Consider the following 15,940-nt stretch of genomic DNA (forward strand, 5'->3'; position numbering starts at 1 on the left):
CGGCGCGCGCCCCCCCCCCCCCCCGGGGGGCCCCGGGGGCCCCCCCCCCCCCCGGCCCCCCCCCCCCCCCCCCCCGGGGGGGGGGGGCCCCCCCGCCCCCCCCGCGCGTCCGGCTCGCCCCGGGCGGCGCCCACCGGCCGCCGGACGTACCGCTCACGCCCGTGGCGCTACCGCCCCGCGAACTTCTTGCTCACCGAGTCGTACACACCCTTGGCCACATCGCCCAGGTGCGGGCCCGCCAGCCAGCCCGCGCTGACCGGGCCGATCGAGGTGTTGGACACCAGGGCGGGCTTGCCGTCCGAGCCGGCCGCCACCCAGCCGCCGCCGGAGGAGCCGCCGGTCATGGTGCAGCCGATGCGGTACATCGTCGGGTCCGCCTGGGCGACGGAGAGCCGGCCGGGCCTGTCCGTGCACTGGTACATCTTCTGGCCGTCGAACGGCGCCGCCGCCGGATAGCCCGTCGCCGTGATGCTCGCGACCTTCGGTACGGCCGGAGCGTTGAAGTCCACCGGGAGCGCGGCGCCGACCGTCTCCTCGAGGGACTTGCCGTCGCCGCCCTTCTCGGGCGTCACGTGCAGCACCGCGTAGTCGTACGGCGCGCCCTGACCGCCCGTGGGGCCGCCCCCTTCGATCCACTGGTCCGAGGTCTGCGCCCAGTCGCTCCACCAGACACCGTACGGAGCGACCTCCGTCCGGTCGGCGTTCTGCAGCTCGGCGGACGACTTGCCGGCGCTGTTGTACGAGGGCACGAAGGCGATGTTGCGGTACCAGCCGCCCTTCTTGCCGGCGTGCACGCAGTGGCCCGCGGTCCACACGAGGTTCGACTTGCCCGGGTGCGCCGGGTCCTCGACCACGGTCGCCGAGCAGACCATGGTGCCCTCGGGGGAGTCGAAGAACACCTTGCCCGCCACGGGCACGCTGTCGTGGTACGCCGGGCTCACGGCCTTCGCCGCCACCGGGGCCGGGGTCGGATCGGTGACGCCCTGGTCACCGGAGAGGTCGTTCTCGTCGACGCCCTTGTTCTTGTCCGGGTCGTCCGCGCCGCGCATCCGGTCCGGGTTCCACAGGCCCTTGATGATGGGGTTGACGAAGTCGTTGGCCTCGCGCAGCCAGTCGTCCCTGTTCCAGTTCTTCCAGGCGCCGTCCTTCCACTTGTCGATGTCGATCCCGTGCTCTTTGAGCTTGTTCTTGATGTCGTCCGGGATCTTGATCTTGTCGTCGCCGTTCTGCGACGCCGGCGTGCTGGGCCGGTCGCCCGCCGTACTGCTGCCCGAGTCGCAGGCGGTGGCGGTCAGCGCCAGGGCCGCGGCCAGGCCGACCGCGGCCAGGACGGGGGAGTTCGTGCGGCGCGCGCTCCCGCCTCGACGGGCGATGAAGGGCGGGCGTATGGATGGCATGGTGTAACTCCCCCTGGACGTAAGAGAACTTGTCAGGATCCGCCGGTCCGGAACACCTGGCACGGGACCGCGGGCGCCGACCGGCCGGCCGGAACCGGCGATCGTTCGATATCGCTGAACGGCACCACACACTATGCGCTCGCTGTAGGGGACATCCCACGGAACGGCAACGGTTCCGTCACGGCAAGGATCTTCGCCGCACCCGCTTCCCCACGCCGGTCACGTCGTTGATACGTACGGGGGGCCTGCACCGTGCGTTCAGAACCCCCCGCCAACTCGCGTCTGCACAGCGGGAGGACCTGAAGTCGTGGCGGTGACCGAGTCTGCGGTGGTGCCGGTGGGGCGCGAGCCCGAAGAGACACGGGAGGGTTCGCCGGGCGCCTCCGAGGGGGCGCGCGCGGCGCACGAGGGGATTCTGCGGCGCCAGTCGGCGCGTGAGTCGGCGGCGCGTACCTACGCGCGCGCCCTGCCGATCGTTCCGGTGCGGGCACGCGGGCTGACCATCGAGGGAGCGGACGGGCGCCGTTACCTCGACTGCCTCTCCGGGGCGGGGACCCTGGCCCTCGGCCACAACCACCCGGTCGTCCTGGAGGCGATCAGGAAAGTCCTCGACTCCGGGGCGCCGTTGCACGTCCTCGACCTCGCCACACCCGTCAAGGACGCCTTCACCACCGAGCTGTTCCGCACCCTGCCCCCGGAGTTCGCCGCACGCGCGCGGGTGCAGTTCTGCGGACCGGCCGGGACCGACGCCGTCGAGGCCGCGTTCAAACTGGTGCGCGCGGCCACCGGACGCACCGGGATGCTCGCGTTCACCGGCGCCTATCACGGGATGACGGCGGGGGCCCTCGAAGCGTCCGGCGGCGCGAGCGACGTCAGGGTCACCCGTCTGCCCTACCCCCAGGACTACCGCTGCCCCTTCGGTACCGGCGGCGAGCGAGGCGCCGAACTCGCCGCGCGCTGGACGGAGTCCCTCCTGGACGACACCAAGTCGGGTGTGCCGCTGCCCGCCGGGATGATCCTCGAACCCGTCCAGGGCGAGGGCGGGGTGATTCCCGCGCCGGACGCCTGGATGCGGCGGATGCGGGAGATCACGGCGGCCCGGTCCATCCCGCTGATCGCGGACGAGGTCCAGACGGGGGTCGGCCGGACGGGCGCCTTCTGGGCGGTGGAGCACAGTGGGGTCACCCCGGACGTGATGGTCCTGTCCAAGGCCATCGGCGGCAGCCTGCCGCTGGCGGTCGTCGTCTACCGCGACGACCTCGACGTCTGGCAGCCGGGCGCCCACGCCGGCACCTTCCGCGGCAACCAGCTCGCCATGGCCGCGGGCACGGCGACCCTCACGTACGTCCGCGAGAACCGGCTGGCGGAACGCGCCGCGACCCTGGGCGCCCGCATGACCGGCGAACTCCACCGGCTCGCCGGGGAGTTCTCCTGCATCGGCGACGTACGGGGCCGCGGGCTCATGATCGGGGTCGAGCTGGTCCAGCCCGACGCGCCGTCCGACCCCGCCACCGGCGGACCCCGGCCCGCCGCCCCGGAGCTCGCCGCCGCCGTGCAGCGCGCGTGCCTGCGCCGCGGCCTGATCGTCGAACTGGGCGGCCGGCACGCCAGCGTCGTACGACTGCTGCCACCCCTGACGATCACCGACGAACAGGCGGCGGCGGTACTCGACCGGCTCGCGGACGCCGTGAGCGCGGTGGCACGCGGGGGATCGGGCTGAGGGGGCGCGCCGACCGGTCCCCGGTCCGCCGTCCCGGCGGGTGCGCGGCCGAGGACCCGCACGCCGCCCCACCTCGCCTCGGCGAGCCTCCCCGCCGTAGCCACCGCACCCACCCGACCAGCCGGGAACGCCGAAGAGCCCGCGCGCCCCGGTACCGCCCCGGCTCGTCGCCGCCCCGGCCCGAACGACCCCACAAGGAACTCTCTTGAACGCCACCCCCGCACCCGACGGCCGTTTCGTCACCCCCGAGCGAGCGGGCCGTGGCACGCACACCCCGCTCGCCGCGGACGCCGAATCGGTCCCCCGGCAGAAGGGAGGAGCCGAGGAGAACGAGCGGCTGCACGGTGCCACCACCGACCTGCTGGAGCACCCCGCCGCCCACACCGCGGCGCAGGCGGCGGCCGTGGAGAACCTGCTGCGCTGCTGGGTACGGGAGAACGACCTCGCCGCACCCGTCGGCGGCACCCTGCGCATCCCCCTCCCGGCCAGCGGAACGGCCCTGCTGGTCCCGGTCCACTACTGGTCCCCGACGGGCTGGCACCGTTTCGGCCTCCCGTACCTCGCCGACGCCCCCGAGGGAGCACCGGCCGCCGACGCGGTCACGGTGGCGGCGCTGCTCGCGCGCCAGTCGGCGCCGGGCACCGGGACGACGTCCACGACCCGCCCGGTACCGGCGGGAGACACGGCGCCCGGGTCCGACACCGACACCGGCTTCGGCGCCGACTCCGACACCGGCATCGACTCCTTCACCGGCCTCGACACCGGCATCGGCTCCGGCACGGGTCCGGGCAGCGCGCCCGGTACGGACGGCGTGCTGCCGATCGTCGCGTGTCCGGCGATCGCCCACCCCCCGGTCGGCGACGGATCGGACCTGGTCGGGCGGGTCGCCGATTCCGTGCGCCGGACCGCGGTGTTCATCAGCGACCGCAGGGAGCGGCCCGCGGACACCCCCGACCTCTTTCTCGCCGCCGAGCAGGCGCTCCTGCTGGGGCACCCCCTGCATCCCACCCCGAAGAGCCGGGAGGAGCTCTCCGAGGCCGAGATGCCGCTGTACTCGCCCGAGTTGCGCGGGTCGTTCCCGTTGCACTGGATGGCGGTCGCCCCCTCGCTGCTGGCGTCCGACTCGGCGTGGACGGAGCGGGGCCGCCCGGTCCGGGCACAGCACCTCACCGTACGGCTGGCCGGAGCCGAGCTGCCGCTGCCCGACGGGTACGCGGCCCTGCCGATGCACCCCTGGCAGATGGGCGAGGTCCGGCACCGCCCCGTGACGGCGGCCCTGCTCGACGCGGGACTGCTCCAGGACCTCGGCCCGTACGGCTCCCCCTGGCACCCCACGTCCTCCGTCCGCACCCTCTACCGCACCGGCGCCCCCGCGATGCTGAAGCTGTCGCTGGGCCTGCGGATCACCAACTCCCGGCGGGAGAACCTCCGTAAGGAGCTCCACCGCGGTGTGGAGGTCCACCGCCTGCTGCGCGGGGGGCTGTCCAAGCAGTGGCAGGCCGCCCACCCGGGCTTCGACATCGTCCGCGACCCGGCCTGGCTCGGCGTCGACACCCCCGACGGCAGACCGCTGACCGGGCTCGACGTGATGATCCGCCACAACCCCTTCGGTGCCTCGGACGACGCCGGCTGCGTCGCCGGGCTCGTCTCGCCCCGGCCGCACGCCCGGCCCGGCACGCGGGCCGACGCCGAGCGGAGGCCTGTCATGCGGTCCCGGCTCGCCGAGATCGTCACCCGGCTCGCCGGCCGCGCCGGCCGGCCCCGGGGCGCCGTCGCCACCGAGTGGTTCCTGCGCTACCTGGAACAGGTCGTGCGTCCCGTGCTGTGGCTGGACGCCGAAGCGGGGATCGCGCTGGAGGCCCACCAGCAGAACACCCTGGTCCTGCTCGACCACGAGGGCTGGCCGGTCGGCGGCCGCTACCGCGACAACCAGGGCTACTACTTCCGTGCGTCACGGCGCGCGGAACTCGACGCCCGGCTGCCCGGCATCGGGGCGCACAGCGACACCTTCGTCTGCGACGAGGTCACCGACGAACGCTTCGCCTACTACCTCGCCATCAACAACGTGTTCGGCCTCATCGGCGCGTTCGGCTCCCAACACGTGGCGGACGAAAGGCTGTTGCTCGCCGCCTTCCGCCGATTCCTCACCGAGGCGGCCGCGGGCCCGGGGCGCCTGGACACGCCCCTGCCCGCCCAGTTGCTCGACTCGCCCGTCCTGCGCTGCAAGGCCAACCTGCTCACCCGGCTGCACGGCCTCGACGAACTCGTCGGCCCGGTCGACACCCAGTCCGTGTACGTCACCGTCACCAACCCCCTTCTTTCCTAGGGGACATGACCCATCCCGTCTCCTGAGAGGAGCGTCGCCGTGCCTCCCACCGATGCGAGCACCGACGCCGGTACCGACCCCGACGCCGGTGCCGCCCCCGACACCGATCCCGGCGCGGACCCGCGCCCCGGGCCGGGCACGGACAGCGAGGACACTCTCGAACTGCGCCTGCCGGAGGAGCTGATCGCCCTGCTCGGGGGTACACCGGAGCCGGCCGAGTCCGGCGGGTCGGTCGAGCCGATCGGGCCGGCGGGGTCGGCCGGAGGGTCCGAGGGGGAGGGCCGACCAGGACGGGCCGTCGCGTACGCCGGCCAGTCCGTGGGACCCGGCGCGGCCGACGGGACCCGGCCCGGCGAGGACCGTGCGGTAGCGGCCCACTCCGCTCCCGCCGATCATCCCGCCGGTCCCCACGCCCCCGCCGGTCCCGTCCGTGACGACCTGCTCGACGGCGTCGGCGGCTGGGGTCCGACCACCACGCCCGTGGGCACCTTCGAGCTGGTACCGGTACGCGTCGAACGCGATCTCCCCCTCGTCACCCGATGGATGAACGACCCCGCCGTCGCGGCCTTCTGGGAGCTGGCGGGCCCCGAATCGGTGACCGAGGAGCATCTGAGCCGGCAGCTCGACGGCGACGGACGCAGCGTGCCCTGTCTCGGCCTGCTGGAGGGTACCCCCATGAGCTACTGGGAGATCTACCGCGCGGACCTCGACCACCTCGCCCGCCACTACCCCGCCCGCCCGCACGACACGGGCATCCATCTGCTCATCGGCGGAGTCGCCCACCGCGGGCACGGGCTCGGCTCGGCCCTGCTCAGAGCCGTCGCGGATCTCGCACTGGACAGCCGTCCCGCCTGCGCACGGGTCGTGGCCGAACCCGATCTGCGCAACATCCCCTCCGTCTCCGCCTTCCTGAGCGGGGGCTTCCGGTTCTCCGCCGAGGTCGAACTGCCCGGCAAACGGGCAGCCCTCATGATGCGCGACCGGGCCCTGCGCGACCTGTTGTAGATCCGTCGCTCTCCGTACTCCACTCGCCCCGTCCCGGTTCCCTGTCGAGGAGTCCCCGTGCCGAATCCGTCCGCAAGCCCGGCCTCCGAAGAACTGTCCGCCCTGTACGACCCGCCCGAGCTGCGCGAGGACCGATGGGAGCGGGCCGGCCGCCGGCTGCTCGCGAAGATGATCGGGGAGTTCGCGCATGAGGAGATCGTCCGGCCGGAACAGGGGCCCCCACGTCCGGCGGCGCCCCGCGGCGCCCCGCCTCGCGACGCCCCCCACACCGACGCCCCCGACACTCTCCGTACCGACACCCCCGACACCGACGCCTCCGACACCGACACCCCTCACACCGACGCCCCGCCGCGCGACGCCCTTCGCCCCTACACCCTCCGGCTCGACGCGGGCGACAGTCTCTCCTTCCGCGCCCGCCGTCTCTCCTACGACAGCTGGCGCGTCGACCCCGCCTCTCTCACCCTCACCGAAGAGGGGAAGGAACCGTGTCCCTTCACCGATCCGCTCGGTTTCCTCACCCGGGCCCGCGGCACGCTGGAGCTCGACGGCGCGACGCTGGGCCACGCCCTGCGCGAGCTCAGCACGACGCTCGCCGCGGACGTGCGGCTCGACCGTGACGCCCGTACCGCCGCCGAATTAGCCGACCTCGGGTACGCCGAACTGGAAGGCCATCAGACCGGCCACCCCTGGATCGTGCTCAACAAGGGCCGCCTCGGCTTCTCCGCGAGGGACGCCGCCGCCTGGGCCCCCGAGGCCCGCCGGGCCACCCCCCTGCCGTGGATCGCGGTGCACACGACGCTCGCCACGTACAGAGGTGTCGGCGGTCTCGACACCGCGGAACAGCTCTACGCGCGCGAACTGGCTCCGGCCACCCGCGAGGCCTTCGGCGAGGTCCTCCGCTCCCGCGGGCTCGCACCGGAGTCGTACCTCTATCTGCCCGTCCACCCGTGGCAGTGGGACGACGTCGTGCTGCCGCTGTTCGCCCCGCACGTCGCCGCGGGAACGATCGTGCCGCTGCCCTCCGACGGTGACCTGCGACTGCCCCAGCAGTCGATCCGCACCTTCCTCAACGTCTCGCGCCCGGACCGGCACACGGTAAAACTCCCGCTGTCCGTCCTCAACACGCTCGTGTGGCGCGGCCTCCCCACGGAACGCACGCTCGCGGCCCCCGCCGTCACCGCCTGGATGCGGACCCTGCGGGACACCGACCCCTTCCTGCGCGACACCTGCGGGGTGATCCTCCTCGGCGAGGTCGCCTCGGTCACCGTCCACCACCCCGTGTACGACGGACTCCCCGAAGTGCCCTACCAGTACCGGGAACTGCTCGGCGCGATCTGGCGCGAGCCGCTCTCGCGACACCTCGCCCCCGGCGAACGGGCGCGCACCCTGGCCGCGCTCCTGCACACCGACCCCCAGGGCCGCGCTTTCACGGCGGAGCTGGTCGCCCGCTCGGGTCTCGCACCCAGGGCCTGGCTGCGCCGGCTCTTCGCCGCGCTCCTGCCACCGCTCCTGCACTTCCTCTATCGGTACGGCACGGTGTTCAGCCCCCATGGGGAGAACGCGATCGTCGTCTTCGACGACCACGACGTACCGGTCCGGCTCGCCGTGAAGGACTTCGTCGACGACGTCAACGTGAGCGCGGATCCACTCCCCGAACACTCCTCCATGCCGGACGAGGTGCGCGAGGTGCTGCTGACCGAGCCGCCCGCCTTCCTGACCCAGTTCATCCACTCCGGGCTCTTCGTGGGGGTCTTCCGCTATCTCGCGCCCTTGTGCGAGGAACAACTGGGGGTCCCGGAGGCCGAGTTCTGGTCACTCGTCCGCGCCGAGGTCGTCCGCCACCAGACCCGCTTCCCGGAGCTCAAGGAACGTCACGAGACGTTCGACCTGTTCACTCCGCGTATCGAGCGGCTGTGCCTGAACCGCAACCGGCTGCATCTCGACGGCTACCGCGACCGCCCCGAACGCCCGCACGCCGCCGTGCACGGCACGGTGCCGAACCCCCTTCACGCGTCGTGATCATCCGACCCGCATCTGTACCCGCCCCCGCATTCGCACCCGTACCCGCCCCCGCCCCCGCACCGGTCCCCATGACCCGCCCCGCGACCGTCCTGATCATGTCCGTCGTCCGGGCCGTGATCGCCCGGTTGTCGGTGGAGCCCCGTAGGCTGGCAGCGCTATGACAGAGCCCTCACTCCCCGAACTCCTGCACGCCGCCGTCACCGCCGTCGGCGGGACGGAGCGCCCTGGCCAGGTGACCATGGCCGAAGCCGTGGCCGGTGCCATCGACGACAGCTCCCACCTGCTGGTGCAGGCGGGCACCGGCACCGGAAAGTCGCTCGGCTATCTGGTGCCCGCGCTCGCCCACGGGGAGCGCGTCGTCGTGGCGACCGCCACCCTGGCGCTCCAGCGGCAGCTCGTCGAGCGTGATCTTCCACGGACCGTCGACGCGCTGCATCCGCTGCTGCGCCGCCGCCCCGAGTTCGCGATGCTCAAGGGCCGGTCGAACTATCTGTGCCTGCACCGGCTGCACGAGGGCGTGCCGCAGGAGGAGGAAGAGGGCCTCTTCGACCAGTTCGAGGCCGCCGCGCCCACCAGCAAGCTGGGCCAGGACCTGCTGCGCCTGCGGGACTGGTCGGACGAGACCGAGACCGGTGACCGTGACGACCTCACGCCCGGCGTCTCCGACCGCGCCTGGAGCCAGGTGTCCGTCTCGTCCCGGGAGTGTCTGGGCGCGAGCAAGTGCGCCTACGGAGCGGAGTGCTTCGCGGAGATGGCCCGCGAGCGCGCCAAGCTCGCCGAGGTCGTCGTCACGAATCACGCGCTGCTCGCCATCGACGCCATCGAGGGCGCGCCGGTCCTCCCGCAGCACGAGGTGCTGATCGTCGACGAGGCCCATGAGCTGGTCTCCCGGGTCACCGGCGTCGCGACCGGTGAGCTCACCCCCGGCCAGGTCAACCGTGCCGTCCGGCGCGCCGCGAGGCTCGTCAACGAGAAGGCGGCCGACCAGTTGCAGACCGCCGCCGAGGGCTTCGAGCGGCTGATGGAGCTGGCTCTTCCCGGACGTCTGGAGGAGATCCCGGAGGATCTCGGATACGCGCTGATGGCGCTGCGTGACGCCGCGCGCACGGTGATCTCGGCGATCGGCGCCACCCGTGACAAGTCCGTCCAGGACGAGGACGCGGTCCGTAAGCAGGCCCTCGCCGCGGTGGAGTCGGTCCATGACGTGGCCGAGCGGATCACCAACGGCTCCGAATGGGACGTCGTCTGGTACGAGCGCCACGACCGCTTCGGCGCGTCGCTGCGGGTGGCCCCCATGTCGGTGTCCGGCCTGCTCAGGGAGAAGCTCTTCTCGGACCGGTCGGTCGTCCTGACGTCGGCCACCCTGAAGCTCGGCGGGGACTTCAACGGAGTGGGGGCGTCGCTGGGGCTCGCCCCGGAGGGCACCGAGGGCGACGACCTCCCGCAGTGGAAAGGCGTCGACGTCGGCTCGCCCTTCGACTACCCCCGCCAGGGCATCCTGTACGTGGCCAAACACCTGGCGCGCCCCGCGCGTGACGGCGACCGCGGCGACATGCTGGACGAGCTCACCGAGCTGATCCAGTCCGCCGGGGGCCGCACGCTGGGTCTGTTCTCCTCGATGCGGGCCGCCCAGCTGGCGGCGGAGGAGCTGCGCACGCGCATCCCCGAGTACCCCATCCTGCTGCAGGGCGAGGAGACGCTCGGCGAGCTGATCAAGAACTTCGCGGCCGACCCGAAGACCTGTCTCTTCGGCACGCTCTCGCTCTGGCAGGGCGTGGACGTCCCCGGATCCAGCTGTCAGCTGGTCGTCATGGACAAGATCCCGTTCCCGCGCCCCGACGACCCGCTGATGAGCGCCCGCCAGAAGGCCGTCGAGGACAACGGCGGCAACGGCTTCATGGCCGTCGCCGCCACGCACGCGGCGCTGCTCATGGCGCAGGGCGCCGGCCGTCTCGTACGCGCCACGGGGGACCGTGGTGTGGTGGCGGTCCTGGACCAGCGCCTGGCCACGGCTCGCTACGGCAGTTATCTCAAGGCCTCGCTGCCCGACTTCTGGTACACGACGGACCGCAACCAGGTCCGGAGGTCGCTCGCGGCGATCGACGAGGCGGCCCGCAAGGCGGAGGACGCGCGGAACGGGCAGGAGGCCGAGACGGCGGAGAAGGGGACCGCGGAGAAGGGACCCGCGGAGAAGGAGTCCGCGGAGAAGGAGTCCGCGGAGAAGGAGCCCGTGGCCGAAGAGGCGTAGCGGCTTCCCGCCGCCGCCCGGGGCGGACCGAACTCGCCGAGGAGCGGCCCCGGGGCGGCCGAACTCACCGCGGAGCGGCCGCGCGGCAGAACGTGCAGGGCCCCGGAACCGGCGCAGTTGGTTCCGGGGCCCGGTCAGGGGCGGGGCGGACGGTGCCGCCCGGCGCGCGCCGTCACACTCGCCGCAGTACGGCCACCACCTTGCCCAGGATGGTCGCCTCGTCGCCGGGGATCGGCTGGTAGGCGGAGTTGTGCGGGAGCAGCCACACGTGGCCGTCCTCGCGCTTGAACCGCTTCACGGTCGCCTCGCCGTCCAGCATCGCGGCCACGATGTCACCGTTCTCGGCGACGGGCTGGCGGCGGACCGTCACCCAGTCGCCGTCACAGATGGCGGCCTCGATCATCGAGTCACCGACGACCTTGAGGACGAACAGCTCACCGTCACCCACCAGCTGCCGGGGGAGCGGGAAGACGTCCTCCACGGACTCCTCCGCCAGGATGGGGCCACCGGCGGCGATACGGCCGACGAGCGGGACGTACGACGCGGCCGGCTTGCCCGCCGTGTCCGTGGGCTGTGCCGAGGACTGGTCGGATCCCCTGACCTCGTACGCGCGCGGTCGGTGCGGGTCGCGGCGCAGGAAGCCCTTGCGCTCCAGTGCCATGAGCTGGTGTGCGACCGAGGAGGTGCTGGAGAGGCCGACCGCCTGTCCGATCTCCCGCATCGACGGCGGGTAACCGCGTCGTTGCACGGAGTCCCTGATGACCTCGATCACCCGTCGTTGCCTGTCGGTGAGTCCCGAGCTGTCGGCGCGGATGCCTGGAGGTCGGCCCGGCAGGGAACGCTTGGGCCCCTCATGATTCGTGGCTTCGTTCATCGCATGCACCGGCTCGAGTCGGCCCTGGGAGCGGTCCTGGGCAGTGATGGTGGCACTGTCTGCGGTGGTGGTCACGTCGGCCCCTCTCGATGGTCTCCCTGCTGGACAACGGTAGTTGCTTTCGAAAGGTTGCGCCAAACACACGTTCGAGTGAAAAAACGCGGATTGCCACACGCGATCATGTGGCTGGGTGTATGGCTACTGCCGCATCCGTCGGACAAAGGGGCTCATTGCTGTACTCTTCACCGCCGAGGCGATGACCGTGCCGACAGCTGTGGGCCGCGGCCCAGTCTGCCATCCGGCACCCCGTCCGTCGGGTACCGACCCCCCGTCCGCGCGCTGTCCGCCCGGTGACCACGGTATCTCCGCGTGTCCGGGATCGGTACGGCCGTGCGGCACGTGCCCATACGTGCGCGACACGCGCGCCCTGGGCGAATTTACGGGTCGATCCCCACATCTAGTGGTTGGATTGCCGGAGCAGCCCAGAAGTTGTGGTCCCCCGGGTCTTCGAGTCCCCCGCCATCGCCTATGCTTGGGGCTGCTTCGAGAGGCCCGTGAGGTCTCACGAGGTCTATGAGTCGTGCTGTGAAGGAGGGTTGGAGCCATGCACTGCCCCTTCTGCAGGCACCCGGACAGCCGCGTCGTCGACAGTCGTACGACCGATGACGGCACGTCGATCCGCAGGCGCCGCCAGTGCCCCGACTGCTCCCGTCGTTTCACGACCGTGGAGACGTGCTCGCTGATGGTGGTCAAGCGGTCCGGCGTCACCGAGCCCTTCAGCCGCACCAAGGTCATCAACGGTGTGCGCAAGGCGTGCCAGGGGCGGCCCGTCACCGAGGACGCCCTCGCCCAGCTCGGCCAGCGGGTCGAGGAGGCGGTGCGGGCCACCGGAAGCGCCGAACTGACCACCCACGACGTGGGGCTGGCCATACTCGGCCCGTTGCAGGAACTCGACCTCGTCGCCTATCTGCGGTTCGCGTCCGTCTATCGGGCGTTCGACTCGCTCGAGGACTTCGAGGCCGCCATCGTGGAACTCAGGGAGACGGGGAAGTGCCCCGCCGCGGGCGGCGAGGCCGCGGCCGGGGGAGACACGGGCGCCGCTGACGCGGAAGCGGAGCGCCCCGCATGCGACCGCGGGTCCGGAGAGACCGTCCAGGTCCCCGTGCCCGCCACCGCCGCCGACTGACGGGAAGGCCGGCTCGGGCCGGCCGCTCGGCGGCGACCACAGACCTGCCGCGAATGGCCGTACCGACGGCGCGCGCGGCATCAGACACACAACGTGCCATGGGAAGAACGTGGCACTTCAGGGCGTTTTAGCCTGATACAGGGAGGCGGCATGACAGAGACGGCGAGCGGTCCGGCACGAGGTTCCCGCGCCAAGGGCACCAAGGCCAACAAGGGACTGCGCATCGAGCGTATCCACACCACCCCCGGCGTGCACCCGTACGACGAGGTGGAGTGGGAACGCCGTGACGTCGTCATGACCAACTGGCGCGACGGCTCGGTCAACTTCGAGCAGCGTGGCGTCGAGTTCCCCGGCTTCTGGCCGGTGAACGCGGTCAACATCGTCACCAGCAAGTACTTCCGGGGTGCCGTGGGCACCCCGCAGCGCGAGGTGAGCCTCAAGCAGCTCATCGACCGCATCGTGAAGACGTACCGGAAGGCCGGCGAGGACCACAAGTACTTCGTCTCGCCCGCCGACGCCGAGATCTTCGAGCACGAGCTGGCGTACGCGCTCCTGCACCAGATCTTCAGCTTCAACAGCCCCGTGTGGTTCAACGTCGGGACGCCGCAGCCCCAGCAGGTCTCCGCCTGCTTCATCCTGTCCGTCGACGACTCCATGGAGTCGATCCTCGACTGGTACAAGGAAGAGGGCATGATCTTCAAGGGCGGCTCCGGCGCCGGCCTGAACCTCTCCCGTATCCGCTCCTCCAAGGAGCTCCTCTCCTCGGGCGGCAACGCCTCCGGTCCGGTCTCCTTCATGCGCGGTGCCGACGCCTCCGCAGGAACGATCAAGTCGGGCGGCGCCACCCGCCGCGCGGCCAAGATGGTCATCCTCGACGTCGACCACCCCGACATCGAGGACTTCATCGAGACCAAGGTCAAGGAGGAGGAGAAGATCCGCGCCCTGCGCGACGCGGGCTTCGACATGGACCTGGGCGGCGACGACATCACGTCCGTCCAGTACCAGAACGCCAACAACTCGGTCCGCGTGAACGACACGTTCATGAAGGCGGTCGAGCAGGGCGGCAAGTTCGGTCTCACCTCGCGCATGACCGGCGAGGTCATCGAGGAGGTCGACGCCAAGTCGCTCTTCCGCAAGATGGCCGAGGCCGCCTGGGCCTGCGCCGACCCGGGCATCCAGTACGACGACACGATCAACCAGTGGCACACGTGCCCGGAGTCCGGCCGTATCAACGGCTCGAACCCGTGCAGCGAGTACATGCACCTGGACAACACGTCCTGCAACCTCGCCTCGCTGAACCTCATGAAGTTCCTGAAGGACGACGGCAAGGGCCGCCAGTCCTTCGAGGTCGAGCGCTTCGCCAAGGTCGTCGAGCTCGTCATCACCGCGATGGACATCTCCATCTGCTTCGCGGACTTCCCGACCCAGAAGATCGGCGAGAACACCCGCGCCTTCCGTCAGCTGGGCATCGGCTACGCCAACCTCGGCGCCCTGCTGATGGCGACCGGTCACGCGTACGACTCCGACGGCGGCCGTGCCCTGGCCGGTGCCATCACCTCGCTGATGACCGGCACCTCGTACCGCCGCTCCGCCGAGCTCGCCGCGGTCGTCGGCCCGTACGACGGCTACGCCCGCAACGCGCAGCCGCACCAGCGGGTCATGAAGCAGCACTCCGACGCCAACGCCGTGGCCGTCCGGGTCGACGACCTGGACACGCCGATCTGGGCCGCCGCCACGGAGGCCTGGCAGGACGTGCTGCACCTCGGTGAGAAGAACGGCTTCCGCAACGCGCAGGCCTCGGTCATCGCCCCGACCGGCACCATCGGTCTCGCGATGTCCTGCGACACCACTGGCCTGGAGCCCGACCTCGCACTGGTCAAGTTCAAGAAGCTGGTCGGCGGCGGCTCGATGCAGATCGTGAACGGCACCGTCCCGCAGGCCCTGCGACGCCTGGGCTACCAGGAGGAGCAGATCGAGGCGATCGTCGCCCACATCGCCGAGAACGGCAATGTCGTCGACGCCCCGAGCCTCAAGCACGAGCACTACGAGGTCTTCGACTGCGCCATGGGCGAGCGCTCCATCTCCGCGATGGGCCACGTCCGCATGATGGCCGCGATCCAGCCCTGGATCTCCGGCGCGCTCTCCAAGACGGTCAACCTGCCGGAGACGGCGACCGTCGAGGACGTCGAAGAGGTCTACTTCGAGGCCTGGAAGATGGGCGTCAAGGCGCTCGCGATCTACCGCGACAACTGCAAGGTCGGCCAGCCCCTCTCGGCCAAGACCAAGGACAAGCCCGCGACCGACGCCGTCACGGCGAAGGCCGAGGCGACCATCCGCGAGACGGTCGAGAAGGTCGTCGAGTACCGCCCGGTCCGCAAGCGCCTCCCCAAGGGCCGTCCCGGCATCACCACCTCCTTCACGGTGGGCGGCGCCGAGGGCTACATGACCGCCAACTCCTACCCGGACGACGGTCTCGGCGAGGTCTTCCTGAAGATGTCGAAGCAGGGCTCCACCCTCGCGGGCATGATGGACGCCTTCTCGATCGCGGTCTCCGTGGGTCTGCAGTACGGCGTGCCCCTGGAGACGTACGTCTCGAAGTTCACCAACATGCGCTTCGAGCCGGCCGGCATGACGGACGACCCCGACGTGCGGATGGCGCAGTCGATCGTCGACTACATCTTCCGCCGCCTGGCGCTGGACTTCCTGCCGTTCGAGACGCGTTCCGCGCTCGGCATCCACTCGGCCGAGGAGCGTCAGCGTCACCTGGAGACGGGCTCGTACGAGCCGTCCATCGAGGACGTCGACATGGACGTCGAGGGTCTCGCCCAGTCCGCGCCCCGTGCGCAGGAGCTGAAGGCCGTCGCCGCTCCCGTGGCCGAGGTGGCCGAGCCCGCCCCGCGGCAGGTCCACACCAGTGCCGAACTGGTGGAGATGCAGCTGGGCATCCAGGCGGACGCCCCCCTGTGCTTCTCCTGCGGTACGAAGATGCAGCGGGCCGGTTCCTGCTACATCTGCGAGGGCTGCGGTTCGACCAGCGGTTGCAGCTGATCCGACGGACGAAGGGCGGGGCCCCCCCCCGGGGGGCGCGCCCCGGGGGGGAGCGCGGGGCGGCGCCCCCCACCAACGCGCGGCGCGCCGCCCCCACCGGGGGGGAGCTGACGC

9 protein-coding genes are annotated in these 15,940 nt (G+C 71.6%); 7 read left to right on the forward strand and 2 right to left on the reverse strand.

The features are described from left to right. Nucleotides 1-167: 167 nt before the first annotated feature. The gene (locus ACFV2J_RS09715; RefSeq protein ID WP_385088065.1) at nt 168-1,397 is read right to left on the reverse strand and encodes a trypsin-like serine peptidase; all 1,230 of its coding nucleotides are present in this window, start codon (nt 1,395-1,397) and stop codon (nt 168-170) included. A 307-nt stretch (nt 1,398-1,704) separates the two neighbouring features. On the opposite strand from ACFV2J_RS09715, the gene ACFV2J_RS09720 reads away from it, so the two are divergent. From ACFV2J_RS09720 to ACFV2J_RS09740, 5 genes are all read left to right on the forward strand, one after another. Continuing rightward, nucleotides 1,705-3,117 (forward strand): diaminobutyrate--2-oxoglutarate transaminase family protein, encoded by a 1,413-nt coding sequence (locus tag ACFV2J_RS09720; protein ID WP_385438013.1) that lies wholly within the window; start codon nt 1,705-1,707, stop codon nt 3,115-3,117. Nucleotides 3,118-3,322: 205 nt separating this feature from the next. Further along, nucleotides 3,323-5,443 (forward strand): IucA/IucC family protein, encoded by a 2,121-nt coding sequence (locus ACFV2J_RS09725; RefSeq protein WP_385082677.1) that lies wholly within the window; start codon nt 3,323-3,325, stop codon nt 5,441-5,443. A 39-nt stretch (nt 5,444-5,482) separates the two neighbouring features. After that, nucleotides 5,483-6,448, forward strand: a complete 966-nt coding sequence (locus ACFV2J_RS09730) for a GNAT family N-acetyltransferase (protein WP_385082674.1) — start codon at nt 5,483-5,485, stop codon at nt 6,446-6,448. 57 nt (nt 6,449-6,505) lie between these two features. Beyond that, nucleotides 6,506-8,467: an IucA/IucC family protein gene (locus tag ACFV2J_RS09735; RefSeq protein ID WP_385082673.1), complete on the forward strand. Its 1,962-nt coding sequence runs from the start codon at nt 6,506-6,508 to the stop codon at nt 8,465-8,467. A gap of 160 nt (nt 8,468-8,627) precedes the next feature. Next, entirely contained in the window at nt 8,628-10,718 is a 2,091-nt protein-coding gene (locus ACFV2J_RS09740; RefSeq protein ID WP_385082672.1) for an ATP-dependent DNA helicase, read from the forward strand. Nucleotides 10,719-10,890: 172 nt separating this feature from the next. On the opposite strand, the gene lexA is transcribed toward ACFV2J_RS09740, so the two are convergent. Beyond that, nucleotides 10,891-11,667 carry a transcriptional repressor LexA gene (lexA, locus tag ACFV2J_RS09745; protein WP_168530554.1) on the reverse strand — a complete coding sequence of 259 codons (777 nt, stop codon included), beginning with the start codon at nt 11,665-11,667 and terminating at the stop codon, nt 10,891-10,893. 529 nt (nt 11,668-12,196) lie between these two features. On the opposite strand from lexA, the gene nrdR reads away from it, so the two are divergent. Further along, nucleotides 12,197-12,778 (forward strand): transcriptional regulator NrdR, encoded by a 582-nt coding sequence (gene nrdR / locus ACFV2J_RS09750; protein WP_385082670.1) that lies wholly within the window; start codon nt 12,197-12,199, stop codon nt 12,776-12,778. A gap of 150 nt (nt 12,779-12,928) precedes the next feature. Continuing rightward, nucleotides 12,929-15,826, forward strand: a complete 2,898-nt coding sequence (locus tag ACFV2J_RS09755) for a vitamin B12-dependent ribonucleotide reductase (RefSeq protein ID WP_385438018.1) — start codon at nt 12,929-12,931, stop codon at nt 15,824-15,826. Nucleotides 15,827-15,940: the final 114 nt, after the last annotated feature.

The organism is Streptomyces sp. NPDC059668 (assembly GCF_042734135.1).
In the GTDB taxonomy this organism is placed as follows: domain Bacteria; phylum Actinomycetota; class Actinomycetes; order Streptomycetales; family Streptomycetaceae; genus Streptomyces.

Bases quoted from the DNA above. Each gene is read 5' to 3' on its own strand.
- nrdR (WP_385082670.1), top strand. From the start codon at position 12,197: ATGCACTGCCCCTTCTGCAGGCACCCGGACAGCCGCGTCGTCGACAGT.
- ACFV2J_RS09715 (WP_385088065.1), bottom strand. From the start codon at position 1,397: ATGCCATCCATACGCCCGCCCTTCATCGCCCGTCGAGGCGGGAGCGCG.
- ACFV2J_RS09755 (WP_385438018.1), top strand. From the start codon at position 12,929: ATGACAGAGACGGCGAGCGGTCCGGCACGAGGTTCCCGCGCCAAGGGC.
- ACFV2J_RS09740 (WP_385082672.1), top strand. From the start codon at position 8,628: ATGACAGAGCCCTCACTCCCCGAACTCCTGCACGCCGCCGTCACCGCC.